The 16,096-nt window shown below is 71.3% G+C and carries 11 protein-coding genes; 2 read left to right on the top strand and 9 right to left on the bottom strand.

What is annotated here, in order from left to right:
• Positions 1-140: 140 nt before the first annotated feature.
• Positions 141-695 carry a nitroreductase family protein gene (locus GGE06_RS23325; protein WP_184931598.1) on the bottom strand — a complete coding sequence of 185 codons (555 nt, stop codon included), beginning with the start codon at positions 693-695 and terminating at the stop codon, positions 141-143.
• Positions 696-1,032: 337 nt separating this feature from the next.
• On the opposite strand from GGE06_RS23325, the gene GGE06_RS23320 reads away from it, so the two are divergent.
• Positions 1,033-2,136 carry a hypothetical protein gene (locus tag GGE06_RS23320; protein WP_184931597.1) on the top strand — a complete coding sequence of 368 codons (1,104 nt, stop codon included), beginning with the start codon at positions 1,033-1,035 and terminating at the stop codon, positions 2,134-2,136.
• A gap of 1 nt (position 2,137) precedes the next feature.
• Here the strand turns inward: GGE06_RS23320 and GGE06_RS23315 are convergent, their stop codons facing one another.
• Genes GGE06_RS23315 through GGE06_RS23305 form a run of 3 tightly spaced genes read right to left on the bottom strand, consistent with a single transcriptional unit; the run spans position 2,138 to position 3,863 of the window.
• Positions 2,138-2,752 (bottom strand): HAD family hydrolase, encoded by a 615-nt coding sequence (locus GGE06_RS23315; RefSeq protein WP_376773580.1) that lies wholly within the window; start codon positions 2,750-2,752, stop codon positions 2,138-2,140.
• Positions 2,753-2,757: 5 nt separating this feature from the next.
• Positions 2,758-3,003 carry a DUF397 domain-containing protein gene (locus GGE06_RS23310; protein WP_184931595.1) on the bottom strand — a complete coding sequence of 82 codons (246 nt, stop codon included), beginning with the start codon at positions 3,001-3,003 and terminating at the stop codon, positions 2,758-2,760.
• Positions 3,000-3,863: a helix-turn-helix domain-containing protein gene (locus tag GGE06_RS23305; protein WP_184931594.1), complete on the bottom strand. Its 864-nt coding sequence runs from the start codon at positions 3,861-3,863 to the stop codon at positions 3,000-3,002. The genes GGE06_RS23310 and GGE06_RS23305 overlap by 4 nt, the downstream gene beginning before the upstream one ends.
• A 91-nt stretch (positions 3,864-3,954) precedes the next feature.
• Between GGE06_RS23305 and GGE06_RS23300 the strand changes: the two genes are divergently transcribed.
• Positions 3,955-4,359 carry an ATP-binding protein gene (locus GGE06_RS23300; RefSeq protein ID WP_184931593.1) on the top strand — a complete coding sequence of 135 codons (405 nt, stop codon included), beginning with the start codon at positions 3,955-3,957 and terminating at the stop codon, positions 4,357-4,359.
• 4 nt (positions 4,360-4,363) lie between these two features.
• On the opposite strand, the gene GGE06_RS23295 is transcribed toward GGE06_RS23300, so the two are convergent.
• From GGE06_RS23295 to GGE06_RS23275, 5 genes are all read right to left on the bottom strand, one after another.
• A complete protein-coding gene (locus GGE06_RS23295) occupies positions 4,364-6,580 on the bottom strand; it encodes an FG-GAP-like repeat-containing protein (protein WP_184931592.1) in 2,217 nt (738 codons plus the stop codon).
• Positions 6,581-6,629: 49 nt separating this feature from the next.
• Positions 6,630-8,858, bottom strand: coding sequence for an FG-GAP repeat domain-containing protein (locus GGE06_RS23290; RefSeq protein ID WP_184931591.1), 2,229 nt, complete (start codon positions 8,856-8,858; stop codon positions 6,630-6,632).
• A 153-nt stretch (positions 8,859-9,011) separates the two neighbouring features.
• Positions 9,012-11,183 carry an FG-GAP repeat domain-containing protein gene (locus GGE06_RS23285; protein ID WP_184931590.1) on the bottom strand — a complete coding sequence of 724 codons (2,172 nt, stop codon included), beginning with the start codon at positions 11,181-11,183 and terminating at the stop codon, positions 9,012-9,014.
• A 115-nt stretch (positions 11,184-11,298) separates the two neighbouring features.
• On the bottom strand, positions 11,299-13,575 hold the full coding sequence (locus tag GGE06_RS43785) for an FG-GAP repeat domain-containing protein (protein ID WP_184931589.1): 2,277 nt from the start codon (positions 13,573-13,575) through the stop codon (positions 11,299-11,301).
• A 142-nt stretch (positions 13,576-13,717) separates the two neighbouring features.
• A complete protein-coding gene (locus GGE06_RS23275; protein WP_246532685.1) occupies positions 13,718-15,946 on the bottom strand; it encodes an FG-GAP repeat domain-containing protein in 2,229 nt (742 codons plus the stop codon).
• Positions 15,947-16,096: the final 150 nt, after the last annotated feature.

The following is a 16,096-nucleotide window of genomic DNA, read 5'->3' as shown; positions in this document are numbered from 1 at the left end:
AGGGTGGCCGAAGGCCATCGCGCAGCGACGCCGTAGGCGCCCTTGACGCGCCGCCGGAAGGAGCGACTCTCGGAAAGAGGGCGGTCCCACCAGAAGCCCACGAAGCCCCCCCGCCCCGAGAGCCAAGGCGACGGCTCCCGTCAGAGCGCCCAGGGAGCGGACAGCAGGTCGGCGACGCTTCGTCGCTCCCGGCCCTCCGGTGCCTCGCCGGCCGCCCTCCCCAGCGCGACCATCGAGACGATGGACCAACCCGGGTTCGGATCCAGCTCCTTCGTCAGGCCCTCCATGTCGAAGGCCCGGAACTGGTGCGACGCCAGGCCCAGCGCCTCCGCCTGGAGGGTCATGTGCGCGATCGCCTGGCCGAGGTCGTAGTCCGCGAACTCCGAGTACTGCAGCTCCGTGTCCTCCACGTACCGCCGCGTCAGCGTCACCACCAGCAGCCCCGCGTTCGTGGCCCACCGCGCCGAGCTGGGCGCGAGGTGCCGGACCACCCGTTCGTGGTCCGGCTCGCCCGGCCGGCTCGCGAAGAAGCCCCACGGCTGGGAGTTCCCGGCGGACGGAGCCCACCGCGCGGCTTCGAGGAGCAACCGCAGCGACTCGTCGTCGACGGCGGCCGACGCGTCGAACTGGTAGGGGCTGAACCGTCCCGCCAGCAGGGGATGTATACCGCCGGACGGTTCCGGATCACGTCGCATGTCCCGGTCCAACCAGCCACCGCACAGGCGTATTCCATCGCCCGTCCCGTGGACTCTCCCGCACAACCATTCGTCACCGACGACCGTCAAAGACGTGAACCACCGAAGTGGAACGAAAGAATTCCTGGGGGGATTCATGGCGCGTGTGCGGATGCGTAAGCGTGTGATTCTGTCGATCGCGACGGCTCTGGCCGTCGCCGTAGCGCCTGCGGCACTGGGAGGGACAGCGGTCGCCGCGTCGACCCCGGTCGCCGGGGCGACGGCCTCGACCGCCTCGACGGGCACGGTCTCCCAGGAGGGCGGCCCGTTGGTGGTGCCTTCGGGCGAGGAGGGGCCGGTGACCACGCGGGTCACGGTCCGGCTCTCGCACTACACGGGCGGCAGGATGAAGGCGCGGCTGCTCCTGCCGACGCGACCGTACGAGGCCGGCAACGAGGACCCTTCGTACTTCACCGTCACCTCCACCTGTGCCGTCAACGGCGGTGCCTTCCAGCCCTGCAGCTGGGACAGCCCGTACAACGTGGCCGCGCTCCCGGAGGTCGACACCCGGGCCGGGTACGACACGATCCTGACGTACGACATCCGCGTCGACGCCCACAGCTATGCCGAGTACCTCGGGAAGGTCACGGCCACCCTCGAAGTGACCGACGAGGCCGGGGCCGTCACCGACCGCGGCCCCGTCGCCTTCCAGTTCGTCGAGGGCACCCCTGAGGCGAACCTGCGGACGACGGTCCTCGCCCGCGACAAGTCCGGCGTGCTCTGGCAGTACGAGTCCTCAGGGCGTTTCGACAAGCCCCTCAAGGCCCGCACGCGCATCGGCGGCGGCTGGAACGCCTACACCGCGATCGTGCCCGTCACGTTCCGTACGGCGGCGGGCCAGGGCGACCTCATGGCCCGGGACAAGGACGGCGTCCTCTGGTACTACGAGGGCTCGGGCAACACGGCCGCCCCGTTCAAGCCGCGCGTGCGGGTGGGCGGCGGCTGGAACCAGTACACCGCGTTCACCGGCTACGGCACCGGCCTGCTGGCCCGGGACAAGGCCGGCAAGCTCTGGCGCTACTCGTTCACCGGCGCCGACGACCCGAGGTACGTCCTCGAAGGCCGCACCGACATGGGCGGCGGCTGGAACATCTACACCGCCATAGCGGGGCAGGCGCAGGGCTACGACCCGGTGGCCCGCGACAAGGACGGCGTCCTCTGGGCGTACGACACGCGCTTCCCGGGCTTCTACCCGCGCGTCCGCGTGGGCGGCGGCTGGAACGCCTACAACTCCCTCGCATGGACCGGAAGACTGACCAGCCCGAACGCCAACCTCATCGCCCGGGACACGTCCGGCAAGCTCTGGGCGTACGACAGCGTCTACCGCAACTCCAACCTCATCCCCACCTCGACCCGCAAGCAGATCGGCTACGGCTGGGACATCTACGACACGATCCTCTGACCTAGCCCAGCGCCGCCGCGATGTGCGGCGCCGCCTCCGCGAGGGTCGGGAAGTGGCGGTGGGCGTCCGGGTGCGGCGCCGGGGTGTTGACGGTCCAGACCGTCATCCCGGCGTCGAGCCCCGACCGGACCCCCGACGGCGCGTCCTCGATCACCAGGCACTCCGCCGGGTCCGCGCCCAGCTTCTCGGCGGCCGTGAGGTACGGGACGGGGGACGGCTTCCCCTCGGCGACGGAGGCGGCGTCGATCACGAGCTCGGGCATCGGCAGCCCGGTCCGCTCGAACCGGCCCCGCACCCGGTGCTCGTAGTTCGACGTCACGAGCGCCCACCGGTCCGCCGGAAGGCCGGCCAGCAGCTCGGCCGCCCCCTCGAAGGCCGCGTACGAGCCCGTACGGACGTCCTCGTCCTCCAGCGCGTGCAGGAGGGCGAGGCACTCGTCCGGGTCCGCGTCCGGCACGACGGCCGCGAAGGTCTCCACGGGCCGCGTCCGCAGTGCCGTGGCGTACACCTCGGCGCCGTCGAGCCCGTACTGCGCGGCCCACGCGTGCCAGACGCGCCGCTGGTTCTCGACGGCGTCCATGAGGGTGCCGTCGACGTCGAAGAGAACGTACTTGATACAGGTCACGCCCGGGATGCTACGTCCAGGAAGGCGGCCCAGGAGGCGGGGGAGACGGCGAGCTGGGGGCCGTGGGGGTTCTTGGAGTCGCGGATGTGGACGAGCGCGGGGTGGGCGGCGACCTCGACGCAGTTGCCGCCCTCGCCGCTGCTGTAGCTGGACTTGCGCCAGTCGTAGGCGACTTCGATGCACTCGCCGCCCTCGCCGCTGCTGTAGCTGCTCTTGAACCAGGCCAGATCGGTGGTGCTCATAGCTCTCCCAGCATCTTCTCGATCAACTCCAGGGACTCGCGGGGCGTGAGTGCCTGCGCCCGGATGATCCCATAGCGCTCGGAGTACACGCGTACCTCTTCCGGGGCCGTGATCAGCCGGGCGTGCCCGTAGATCTCGATGTACGCGACCTCGCGTCGGCCAGGCGGCGTGAGGAGCGTGAACGCGCCGTCAAGCGAGGGGTGTTCCTCCCACTTGAGCGGCATCACCTGGAGGTGGACCGTGCGCCGACTGGCGATGTCCAGGATGCGACGCAGTTGCTCGCGGTGGACGTTCCGTCCGCCGGTGGGGCGGCGCAGGATGGCCTCCTCCAGTACGAAACTGATCGTCGTCGGAGGCCACTTGTCGAAGATCGACTGACGGGCCAGGCGGTCGGCCACCCACTTCTCGATCGTCTGCTCGTCCCACACCGGCCGCCGGTAGCGCATGACGGCCCGCGCGTACGCCTCCGTCTGCAAGAGGCCGGGAACGGCCTGCACGGCGTAGTAATGCAGGGCCACCGCCTCAGCCTCCGCGTCGGCGAAGTCCCGGAACCAATCCGGGTGCCGTACCCGTGCCTTCGCCAAGGCCTCCCGTACGTCCTCCACGGCTACCGCCAGCACCCCACCGGCGTTCACGGCCGGGTCGACACGCAGCAGGAAGTCCGGTTGGGGGGTCCGTACGCCCCGCTCGATCGCCGAGATCAGGTCCTCGCTGACATGAGTGATGTCCGCCAGCTCCGCCTGGCTCAGGCCCGCGTTCCTCCGCAGGGCCTTGATCTGTTTGCCCAGCGCCCGGAAAAGGTGCGCCGTACCGTCCACCTCGGAGGGCCGTTCCGGCCGCTCCTCATCGTTCCCCGACATCCGTACCGCCCTCTTGGCGTACCCGTACAGTTACCCAGCGTCGTGGCGTCGCTGCTGGTCAGCGTACGGCCGGGGGGTCAGGCTCGGGGGCATGAAATACGAAACCGCCACCCCAACCGGTGAGTTCACGCTCCGGCTCTCGGCAACGCGCCGGGGCGCACGCCTGGCGCGGTTACTCGCCGTGCAGCAGCTCCACGACTGGGGCGTCACCGGAGCCGATGCCATCGAGCTGGTCGTCGCCGAGCTCGCCAACAACGCCGTCCAGCACGGCCGGGTGCCGGGCCGGAACTTCGAGGTGCGGATGGAGCGGGGCGACGACCACGTACGGGTCGAGCTGTCCGACGCGCGCGGGGAGCGCCGTCCGGTACCGGCCCCGGAACCGGACGAGGGCGGCTACGGGCTTCTGCTCGTCGCCGCCCTCGCCACGGCGTGGGGCGTGAAGGACCGGCCGGTCGGCAAGACGGTCTGGGCGACCGTGCCGCTGACGGGCCGGTGACCGGTCAGAACAGCGTGGTGTACCAGCCGGGGGCGGGCAGGATCGTGGTGGCTCCGGCGCGCGGGGCGAAGGGGGCCTTCCAGTCGCCGGTGCCCTTGTAGAGGGCGAGGGTGCCGTCGACCTGGCCCGTGCGCCCGTTGGCCAGGAGGTCGGGGCGGCCGTCGCGGTCGGTGTCGCCGACGGCGACGATCTCGTTGTACGCGTTCCAGCCGCCGCCGATCCGGGTGCGGGCGGCGAAGGTGCCGTCGCCCTTGCCGAGGTAGAGCCAGAGGACGCCGGATGTGTCGCGGGCGATGAGGTCGCCGGTGGGGTTGCCGCCGATGTTCCCGGTGGCGACGAGCTTGTTGTAGACGCCCCAGCCGTGACCGGTCTTCCTGCGGGGTGCGAAGGGCGCGGAGGCGTTCCCGGTGCCCTTGTAGAACCAGAGGTCGCCGGCCTTGTCGGTGGCGACCAGGTCGGGGCGGCCGTCGCCGTCGAGGTCGCCGTTGGCGGTGATGTCGGTGTACGTGTTCCAGCCGCCGCCCACGCGGACGGGCCGGGCGAAGGGGGAGGCGGCGTTGCCGGTGCCCGGGTGGAGCCAGAGCGTGCCGGTCTTGTCCCGGGTGACGAGGTCGGAGTACCGGGGGCCGCTGACGTTTCCGGGGGTGAGGACCCGGTCGTAGGCGGCCCAGCCGGCTCCGGCGTTCGTCGCGGTCGGCGCGCCCGTGTGGGCGAATTCGAGCGCCTTGCGGCTGTCGAACATGTACAGGTTGTCGTTTCCGCGGACGAGCAGGTCGGGTGAGCCGCTGTCCGAGAAGTTGTGCGGGGCCTGCCCGCTGTCGACCTTGAGCGTGCCGGTCCGCTCGACGGCCGGTCCGATGCCGTTGCGGGGCGTCGCTGTCATCCGCCAGGTGTAGTCGCCGTTGTAGGCGGTGGAGAAGTCGTCGAACAGGCCGTTCCACGTCACGGTGACCCGCCCGAGGGGGTCCACGCCCTCGGTGTACGTCCTCCGCTTCCCGGAGGCGGTGTGGATCAGCTCGATGCGGGCCGACGCGGGCTGGGAGAACCGCCACGTCAGCTTCACGTCGCTGCCTGCCGTACGGAAGTCGGCGGTGGTGGGGACCGACTGCTCCACGACCTGGAGGACGATGGGCAGTCCCATGCTCGCCACGAGGGTGGCGGTCGGCGTGCCGTCGGGGCCGGGTGCGATCCGGTAGATGCCCTCGCCCTGGTCGACCGTGCCGCCCTGGACGAGGAGTTCGGTGTCCGACTGGCTGCGGATGGTGTTCAGGCTGTCGAGGACCTTGACGGTCTGTCCGGTCGTCAGCGAGCGGAGTGACAACCCGTAGAGGGGGTTGGGGACGGAGGTCGTGTGGGTCTCCCCGTACGCCAGCCAGTCGCCCATCAGCTCGGCTTGGACCCCGTCCCCGTTGCCGATGGGGATGCGCGTGGTGTCGGGCTCGTTCCTCCGGGCCACCTCCAGGGCCACTGCCCCGCTGACTGCGGGGCTTTCGACCCAGGCCAGGTGTGTGGCGGACAGGGTGACGTCGGTGCTGTAGTCGGCCCGTGCCGCGAGGCGCTCCTCCACCACCGTGGCGGTGGCGACGTCCACGACGGCCGTACGCCAGTCGGCCGTGTTGCCCACTCTCTCTTCGTACAGGAGGGAGAGGATGTCGGGCGAGTCCACCTGGCTGAAGAGGTCGTGTGCGCCGACGTCCGCGGGCAGCCCGGATATCGTCCGGTCGACGATCGTGCCGTCCGGCTTGCCGACCAGGTGGATGTCCCGGCCCTCGCTGCCGTCGGCCCTCGGGACGCTCACGACGAGGGTGCTGCCGACGAGGTCCATGAGGGTGGCGCCGGGGCCGAGGAAGCCGATGTCGATGGTCACGGGGGAGGAGGCCCCGGACATGTCGTACACGGTGTGGGCGGTTCCGGCGGAGGCCACGACGGTGTCCGACCGGACGGTGCCCTTGGAGCCCTTGGGCAGCGCGGTCGTGACGCCGTCCGCGTACCGGGTCCAGGAGGAGCTGCCGTCGCTGCGGCGGGTGAGGAACCCGGACGGGCCGTTGCCGACCAGCTTGGAGTCCTGCGGCAGGGTGAGCACGGGGGCGGCCGCCGCGACGGACGCCGTCGCCGTGGGCGGGGCGGTCGCCGCCACGGCGGGCGAGGCGAGGACGCCGGCGGTGACGGCGAGGGCGACCGCCACGGCGAGCCGGTGGCGGGTGTGGTGCGTGAGGTTCAAGGGTCTGCTTTCTGCGCTGGTCCGCTGTCTCTGCTGCTCCACTGACCGGTCAGAACACGGTCGCGTCCCAGTCGATCCCGCTCCAGCCGTAGACGTTCTCGCGGGCTTCGAAGGGCCTGCGCCAGTCGCCCGTGCCCTTGTAGTAGTAGGCGTTGCCGTTGTCGTTCGCCAGCAGATCGGCGCGGCCGTCACGGTCGACGTCGCCGAAGCCGGCGAGTCCTTCGTACGCGTTCCAGCCGCCGCCGATCCGGGTGCGGGGCGCGAAGGTGCCGTCGCCCTTGCCGAGGTAGAGCCAGAGGACGCCCGCGGTGTCGCGGGCGACGAGGTCTCCGGCCGGACCGCCGGCGATGTTGTCGGTGGCGGTGATCTGGTTGTAGACGCCCCAGCCGTGGCCGATCTTGGTGCGCGGGGCGAAGGGCGCGGACGTGTTCCCCGTGCCCTTGTAGAGCCAGAGGTCGCCGGCCTTGTCCGTGGCGAGGAGGTCGGGGCGGCTGTCGTCGTTGAGGTCGCTGCCGCCCGTGAGCCGGTTGTAGATCTGCCAGCCGCCGCCGATCTTCACGCGGGGCGCGAGGGCGCGGCCGGTGCCCTGGTGGAGCCAGAGGGCGCCGCTGTTGTCGCGGGTGACGACGTCGGCCTGCGGGGAGCCGGCGACGTTCCCGGGGGAGACGAGCAGGTCGTAGGCGTTCCAGCCGGTGCCGAGGGGCTCGGGGTCTCCGGTGACCCATGCCCCGAGAGGCTCGGACGGGTTGTAGAGGGACAGGGTTCCGTCGCTGCCCCGGACGAGGAGGTCCGGGGTGCCGTTGTCGTTGAAGTCGTGCGGGACGGCCTTGCGGACGACCTTGAACGCTCCGGTCTGCTCCAGGGCCGGACCGATGCCGTCGAGGGGCTCTGCGGTGAGACGCCAGGTGTAGTCGCCGTTGGGCGCGGGCACGGCGTCCTCGTTGAGGTCGTTCGCCTTGTTCCAGTACTTGGCGTATATGCCGTCCCAGTTGAAGCCGACGACACCCCCTGCGAAGTGGCCGGGGGAGACCCGCCAGGTCTTCTGGGTCGCGGTGTGCACCAGTTCGACGCGTACCTTCGTCGACTTCCTGCTGAGCGTCCAGCGCAGGGGGACCGGGGTGGTGACGGTGTCGAAGTCGATCGTCGCGGGGACGTCGTGGCGCAGCATCTCCAGGGTGGTGGGCTCGCCGGTGCTCGCCACGAGGGTGACGACAGGGCGGGCGCCGTCGGCGCCGGGGGCGATCCGATAGAGACCCTCGCCGTGCTCGAACGTGCCGCCGCGCGCCATCTGGGTTCCGTCGGGGCCGGGTACGGCGTTCACCGTGTGCTCCAGGAGCTTGACCGTCTCGCCGGTCGTCAGGGAGCGGGCGTACAGCGCCGTCAGGGGGCTCCAATCGGTGAAGGAGTTCACGACCTGCTTGTACGTCAGCCAGCCGCCGACCAGTTGGATGGCGACGCTGGCCGTCGTGCCCAGGTCGTGGCGAACGGTCTCGGTGGTGCCCCGCCGGGTCACGGCCACCTTCACCGTGGAGTCGGTGGGCTTCTCGACCCAGGCGATGTGGGTGGCCGACAGGGCGACGCCGCCCAGAGCGCCCTCGGGCGTGTCGTACTCCTCGACGACCGCGTGGCTCGCGATGTCCACGACGGCCGCGCGGCTCCGCTTCACCCCGTCCACGGTGCTCGAGTAGAGGACCACGGCGTTCTCGGGCGAGTCCACGGCGACGCTCGTGACGACCGCGTCCGCGGGCAGGCCGGTCACCGTGTCGTCGACCGGGACGCCCTGCGGCTTGCCGATGACGTGGATGTCGGTGCCGCCGGTCGTGTTCGGCTTCTTCATGACGATGCGGGTGCCCGCGAACCCGGCGAAGGTGTAGCCGGCGCCGAGGGGGTTGATGTCGATCTCCAGGGGATCGCCGCCCGTGCCCATGTCGTACAGCTTGAAGACGCCGTTCTCGCCGCGCGTCAGGACGTCCGTCTGGTCGGCATACCCGTACGGCCTGTCGAGCACGGTCTCGACACCGTCCGCGAAACGCGTCCACCGCCAGGTCAGCTGGGTGCCGGTCTGGGCGCTCAGGAAGCCCGTCGGGCCGACGCTCATGACCCAGGCCTTGACCGGGAACGGCGCGATGTCCTGCTGCTCACCGGTCACGGCGGCGGTCGTCGTGGCGCTCGACGGGGCCGCGACGGCAGGGACGGCCGTCAGGGTGCCCGTCGTGACGGCGAGGGCGGCGGTGACGGCCAGGGCGAGTCGGTGGCGGGACGTGCGTACTCCGTACAAAGCGGTGATCCCCTTCACGAAATGCGGGCGCGGCGCGACACGCCACGCCACGCCCGCATGACTCACGAAGGAGCCGAAGGGTTGTACGCCGGTTTCCGTCCGGCCGGACTATGTCAGGTCGCCGGCCGGTCCCGCTGTCGTCGTGTCGCTCCGTCAGAACACGGTGAAGGGCACGGCTGTGAGATCGACGTCGGTCGCGACACGGGCCGCGAAGGGGGTGCGCCAGTCACCCGTCCCCTTGTAGCGGTACAGGTGGCGGGCCGTGTCGTACCCCAGGAGGTCGGGCCGGCCGTCGCGGTCGACGTCGCCGATGCCGGCGATGTCCTTGTACGTGTTCCAGCCGCCGCCGATCTTCGTGCGGGCGGCGAAGGTGCCGTCGCCCTTGCCGAGGTAGAGCCAGAGGACGCCGGAGGTGTCACGGGCGACGAGGTCTCCGGCCGGGCCGCCGGCGATGTTCCCGGTGGCGGTGAGCTTGTTGTAGACGCCCCAGCCGTGGCCGATCTTCGTGCGCGGGGCGAAGGGGGCCGTGGCATTGCCCGTGCCCTTGTAGAGCCACAGGTCCCCGGCTTTGTCGGTGGCGACGAGGTCGGGCCTGGCGTCGCCGTCGAGGTCGCTGCCGCCCGTGATCAGGCTGTACGTCTGCCAGCCGCCGCCGACTCTGACGCGGGGCGCGAGGGTGCGGCCGGTGCCCTGGTGGAGCCAGAGCACGCCGCTCTTGTCGCGGGCCACGACGTCGCTGTACGGCTCGCCGGCGAGGTCTCCGGGGGCGACGAGGCGGTCGTAGGCGTTCCAGCCGGTGCCGAGCGCCACCTTGGTGCTGTCGTGGGCGATCAGCCGGCCGTCGCTGTCGTCGCGGGCGAGCAGGTCCGGGGTTCCGTTGTCGGTGAAGTCGTGGGGGACGGCCTTGCGGGTGACGGTGAAGGAGCCGGAGGCCTGGGCGGCCGGGCCGATGTCGTTGAACGGTCCCGCGCTCATCTGCCACGTGTACGCGCCGTTGTAGGCCGCGACGCCGTCGGCGAAGGTGCCGTCCCAGTCGACGGTGACGGTCGGCCCCGTCGCGAGGTCGCTGTAGTACGTCCACTTCTTCTTGGAGGCGGTGTGGGTCAGCACGACCTTCACCCAGCTCGTCTTCCGGTCGAACGTCCAGGCCAGGCGTGCGGTTCCGCCGTTGCCGTCGAAGTCGATCACATCGGGGACGCTCTGGTCCGCCACGACGAGCGCAGTGGACTCGCCGGTGCTCGCCACGAGGGTGGCGACCGGGGTGCCACCGTCCGGTCCTGCGGCGATCCGGTAGAGGCCCTCGCCCTGCGCGAGCGTGCCGCCGCGTACCAGCTGCGTCTCGTCCGGTCCGGACGCGGCGCTCACCGCGTACTCCAGGAGCTTGACCGATTCACCGGTCGTGAGGGACCGGGCTGTCAGCTGCTGGAGAGCGGACGCGGAGGGGAAGTCGCGGCCTCCCGGCAGTGCGTACGTCACCCAGTCACCCGTGAGGGCGATGGTGAGCTTGAACGCATAAGTCAGCGGGAAGCGCCGGGTCTCCCCGGTGTCCCGCCGGGTGACCGCCACGGTCGTGGACGTGGGGGTGGGCTGCTCGACCCAGGCGAGGTACGTGGACGACAGCGCCGTGTCGGCGTGCCCGTCCACCGTCCCGGTGTCGTGCTCCTCGACGACGGCGGCCGATGCGATGTCCACGATGGCGGCCCGTGTCTGCCGGGTCCCGTCCACGGTCCCGGAGTAGAGCACCACGGCGGTGTCCGGCGAGTCCGTGTCGACGCGTGTGATGACGGCGTCGGAGGGCAGCCCGGTCACCTCGCGGTCGAGGAGGGTGTCCTGCGGCTTGCTCAGGAGGTGGATCCCGGTGCCGCCGGTCGCGTCGGTGACGGTCGCGATCAGGGTGGAACCGGCGACCCCCCGCACGGTGTGGGTGCCGTCGGACAGACCGCTGGGGTCGATCTCGGTGGGAGCGGCGCTCGTTGCCATGTCGTAGGTCTTGTAGACGCCGTCCTCCCGCTTCGTGACGAGGTCCGTCCGCTGGTGCCCCACGTAGGCACCAGCGGGCAGCACGGTCGTGACACCGTCCGCGTACCGCGTCCAGCTGTAGACGGCGGGAGAGACGTTCTTCCTGACGGTCAGAAAGCCTGTTGGCCCCGAGCTGAGGATCGTCGCGTCGAGTGGGAAGGGGACGACGTCCTGCTGCGTGGACTGCCCGGCCGTCACGGCGCCGGTCATCGCCACGGCCGGGACGGCCAGCGGGGCCGCCGTGACGGCGAGGGCGATCGCGACGGCCGTCGCGAGGTGGGGCCGGGTTGTGCGTGCTCGGGACAAAGCGGTGGTCCTCCCCCAGAGGTGCGGGCGTGGCGATGTCTCGCCACGCCCGCAGGACTCCCGAGGAGACCGAATGGTTGTACGCGATCAGAAAGTGATCAGAAGACCTGGATGATCAGAAGATCGCGTTGAACCGGGCCGCGTCCGAGTGGACCCCCGTGAAGGCCGCCGGCTTGAACGGGGTCGTCGTGTTGCCCGTGCCCGCGTACAGGCGGGAGCCGGAGGGGCCCGTCGCGTACAGGTCGTTGCGGCCGTCGCGGTCGAAGTCGCCGGCGCCGACGAGGGACGTGTACGGGCCCCAGCCGGAGCCGATCCTGGTGCGGGCGGCGAAGGTGCCCGCACCCGTGCCCTGGTACAGCCAGAGGACGCCTGCGGTGTCGCGGGCGACGAGGTCGCCGGCGGCGCTGCCCGCGATGTCGCCGACGGCGGTGATCTGGTTGTAGGCGCCCCAGCCGCCGCCGACCCGGACGCGGGCCGCGTACGGGGCCGCCCAGTTGCCGGTGCCCTTGTAGAGCCAGAGGACGCCGGAGGTGTCGGTGGCGAGGAGGTCGGAGCGGCCGTCGCCGTTCAGGTCGCTGCCGCCGGTGATCTTGTTGTACGCGTTCCAGCCGGAGCCGATCTTCGTACGCGCCGCGAAGGTGCCGTCGCCCTTGCCGAGGTACTGCCAGAGGACGCCTGCGGTGTCGCGGGCGACGAGGTCGGCGGCGGGGGCGCCCGCGATGTCGCCGACGGCCTCCAGCTGGTTGTAGATCTGCCAGCCGGTGCCGATCTGCACGCGCTCGTTCGAGTAGACCTCCTGCGAGGACGTCACCTTGACGGTGTCGTCGCGGAAGAGGCGGCCGGAGGCGTCGCGGGCCAGGAGGTCCGCGCTGCCGTTGTTCGTGTAGTCGTGCAGGCCGGCCTTGCGCAGCACCTTGAACGTGCCCGTCTTCACCAGGTCGGGGCCTATGCCGTTGAGCGGCTTGGCCTTGAACTCCCAGGTGTAGTCGCCGCTCGGTGCGAAGCCGCCCATGCCGCCGATCGACGGGGCGAGCAGGCCGCTCCAGTTGAAGGTGACGACGCCGGTGTCGCGGACCGCGCCGTCGTAGCCGGACCAGGTCGTCTGGGCCAGCTTGCCGGTGGCGGTGTGCCGCAGGGTCACCGTGCCCTGGGCGTTGGACCGGTTCAGGGCCCAGGAGAAGGCGGCGTTGCCGCCGCTCGCGTCGAGGTCGACCGTGGCCGGGACGCTCGGCGTCGAGGCGAAGGCGAGCTCCGTCTTCTTGCCGGCCGTCGAGACGAGGGTGGCCTGCGGCGTGCCGCCCGCGCCGGTCGCGATCCGGTAGACGCCCTCGCCGCCGCCCGTCACCGAGCCGCCGCGCACGAGCTGCGAGCCGTCGGGGGCCGAGGTCATGGAGTCGACGTGGTCGAGGAGCTTCACCGTGGTGGACGGGTTGCCCAGGGAGCGGGCGACCAGCGGGAACTGGGAGGAGGCGTACGTGGCGGTGCCGCCGCCCTTCTCGGCCGTCACCGCCCAGCCGCCCACGATCGCGGCGTCGAGCTGGGTGCCGAGGTAGGTGTCGCCCAGCGGGACCGTCGTCCGCTGTCCTTCCTCGCCGCGCGGCACCGTCACGAGCTCGGCCGTGGTGTCGGTCGGCTTGGAGACCCAGGCGACCTGGGTGGCCGTCAGGTAGATGCCGTTCCGGGGCGGCTTGGTGCCGACGGAGACGGTCTGGGTGATCGTGCCGGTGGCGAGCTCGACCGTGGCGAGGAAGTACTCGGTCTCTTCGTTGAGGCCCGTCTGGTACTGGATCAGCGCCGTGTCGGGGGTGGTGGCCGCGACCCGCAGGTTGTGCGCGGCGACCGGCAGCGCCAGGTCGCGGGTGACCGGCGAGGTCGACCAGCCGTCCGGGCGGGTCATGAGGAACGCGTCGAGCGCGTTCACGCGGTTGCGGTCGTAGTACGTCATGACCAGGGTCTCGCCGGCCACGCCCGCGAGGGTGTAGTTCCCGTCGCCGTACGTCAGACCGATCGGCGCGGCGTCCGGGTGGGCCATGTCGAGCAGGCGGTAGCGGGTCTCGGTCGGCTTGTGCGCCACGACGAAGTCCGAGCGCCCGCCGTCGTACACGTAGGCCGGGTCCAGGGCCTTGGTCGTGCCGTCCGCGAAGCTCGTCCAGTAGTACGTGTTCACGTAGTTGGAGCTGGTCCGGCGGGTGAGGTAGCCGGTGCTGCCCGCGCTGACGACATGGGCGTCGTCGGCGATGACGCCGACGGTGTCGGCGGCCTGGGCCGGGGCCTGGACGGCCGCGGGGGCCGCCGCGGCCGGGGTGGTGACGGTGAGGGCCGCGCCCGCCGTGACGGCGAGGACGGCGGTCACGGCGGCGGCGAGCCGGCGCGGGGAGGTACGGGTGTGCACGTGGTCGATCCTTCGTGAGGAGGGGGAAGGAACGGGGCGCGCCGTCGGCGGCGCGCCCCGGTGCAGCGGGTCGTACAGGTGCGTGGGTGAGCGGGTCGTACGGGTCAGGAGGCCGTACGTACGGGTCAGGAGGCCGTACGGGTCAGGCGACGCTGTTGAACTTCGTGCCCTCGCCCGCGTACAGGTTGGTCGTCTGGCGGCTGAACGGCGCCGCGTACGAGCCCGTGGAGCGGTAGACGTACGTGCCGCCCGTCCCGTACGCGATCAGGTCGGGGCGGCCGTCGTTGGTGACGTCACCCGCGCCGACGAGCTGCGAGAAGGACCCCCAGCCGGAGCCGATCTTCGTCCGGGCGGCGAAGGTGCCGTCGCCCTTGCCGAGGTACAGCCAGAGGACGCCCGCGGTGTCGCGGGCGACGAGGTCGCCGGCGGTGCCGCCGGCGATGTTGCCGGTGGCGGTGATCTGGTTGTAGGCGCCCCAGCCGCCGCCGACGCGGACGCGCGCGGCGAAGGGGGCGGTGGCGGAGCCGGTGCCCTTGTAGAACCACAGGACGCCGGAGGCGTCGGTGGCGAGGAGGTCGGAGCGGCCGTCGTTGTTGAGGTCGGAGCCGCCGGCGAGCTGCTTGTAGCCGCCCCAGCCGCCGCCGATCCTCACGCGCGGGGCGAGGGTGCCGTCGCCCTTGCCGAGGTAGTGGTAGAGGTTGCCGGAGCCGTCCAGGGCGATGTAGTCGCCGTGGGAGGAGCCCGCGATGGTGCCGACGGCCTCGATCTGCTTGTAGACCTGCCAGCCCGTGCCGATCTTCGTGCGGCGGGCGGTCCTGGCCTGGCCGCCGACCGGCCAGTCGAAGAGGTCGTCGCGCCACAGGTTGCCCGAGGCGTCCCGGGCGATGACGTCGGTCGAGCCGTTGTCGTTGAGGTCGTGGGCGTTGGCCTGGCGCTGGACCCGGAAGGTGCCCGAGAGGCTCGTCGCGCCGCCGACGCCGTCGGTCGGGGTGGCGGTGGCCTTCCAGGTGTACGCGCCGTTGGGGGCGCTGACGCCGTCGAGGAGGCCGTCCCAGGTGAGGGTGAAGCGGCCCGAGACCGGCGCGTCGAGGCGCTTGGTGAGCTTCTTGCCGGTGCCGATGTGGGTGAGCGTGACGTCCACGGCGGCGTTGCCGCGCGACAGGGTCCAGGACAGGGACGGCGTGCTGCCGGCCTTCTCCAGGTCGATGGCCGCGGGGACCCGGGAGTCGGTGAACTGCACGGCCATGACCCGGCCGGTGGTGGACTCCAGGGCGACCGTCGGGGTGGCGCCGGCGCCGCCGGAGATCCGGAAGAGGCCGTCGCCGTCCTGGTCGAAGCCGCGGACGAGCAGGGTGCCGTCGGGGGCGTGGGCGGCGGTGGAGAAGTTGTCCAGGACCTTGTACGGCTGGGCGTTCGCGTCGGCGAGGTTCCGCGCGTACAGCGGGCTCGGGGACTCGGCGGTGGCGGTGCCCGGGACGCCGTAGAAGACGGTGTCCCCGACGATGCCCGCGACGACGGCGCGGGTCAGGTCGCCGGTCAGGGGGAAGCGCGTGACCGTGGTGGTGCCGAGCTTCTGCGCGCTGAACTCCAGGCCGCCCTCCGGCGCCGTGTGGGTCCATCCCCGCCAGCCGGGGGTGAGGGCGCCGGTCGACGACTGGTCCCACTGGGCGGTGCCGGAGCTGCCGCCCCAGTCGACGACGGAGCCGTTGCCGACGTTCGACTGCGCGTACCAGTACACGATCCGGTCGGTGGGGATGTACGGCTCCCGGACGCTGCCCAGGACGACGAAGTCGCCGCCGTTGGAGGCGACGACCTTGTAGTCGATGTTCTTGGGGCGGGAGGAGATCTTGGTCTTCTGGACCATGCCGTTGGTGGACGTGACCTGGTACAGGTCGTTGTAGTCCGCGGTGGTCGAGACGCTCACGAAGAGGGTCTGGCCGACCACGCCGACGAGCTTCGCCCCGGGGCCGACGGTCCCGATGTTGATCGACGAGTACGCGGGCTGGGCGCCCTTCATGTCGATCAGCACGAACATGCTGCCGCCGTCGCCCGTCACGACGGTGTCCGAGTTGCTGTCGTAGCCGACCGAGCCCGTGTGGATCGGCAGCACCGAGCCGTCGGCGTACTTGTGCCACTCCAGGAGCGGGTTGCCGCCCTCGTCCTTGCGGGTGGTGAGGAATCCGGTGGCACCGGTGCTGACGATCTCGGTGTCGACGGCCAGGTTCGCCTCGGCGGCCGCGCGCACCCCGGTGACGGCGGCCGGGACGGCCGCGACGGCCGGGACGGTGACGAGCGTGCCGGTCACCGCGGTGACCGTGGACAGCGTGAGCAGCGCGGCGGCCAGTCGGCGCCCGGACATACGGTGCTGCAAGAGAACCCCCAGTGAAAACGGGCACGGCGCACGCCGTACCCGTTTTCAGACTCTTGATCGACTAGCGGGGTTGTACACAAGTCGAAGGAATTTTCGGCATGTTGTGCGGCTGGAACCGCCGCCCCGGCCGGAGATCGTCCGGGGCGCGCG

The organism is Streptomyces nymphaeiformis (assembly GCF_014203895.1).
Taxonomy (GTDB): domain Bacteria; phylum Actinomycetota; class Actinomycetes; order Streptomycetales; family Streptomycetaceae; genus Streptomyces; species Streptomyces nymphaeiformis.
This window is presented reverse-complemented; position numbering and strand designations above follow the sequence as displayed.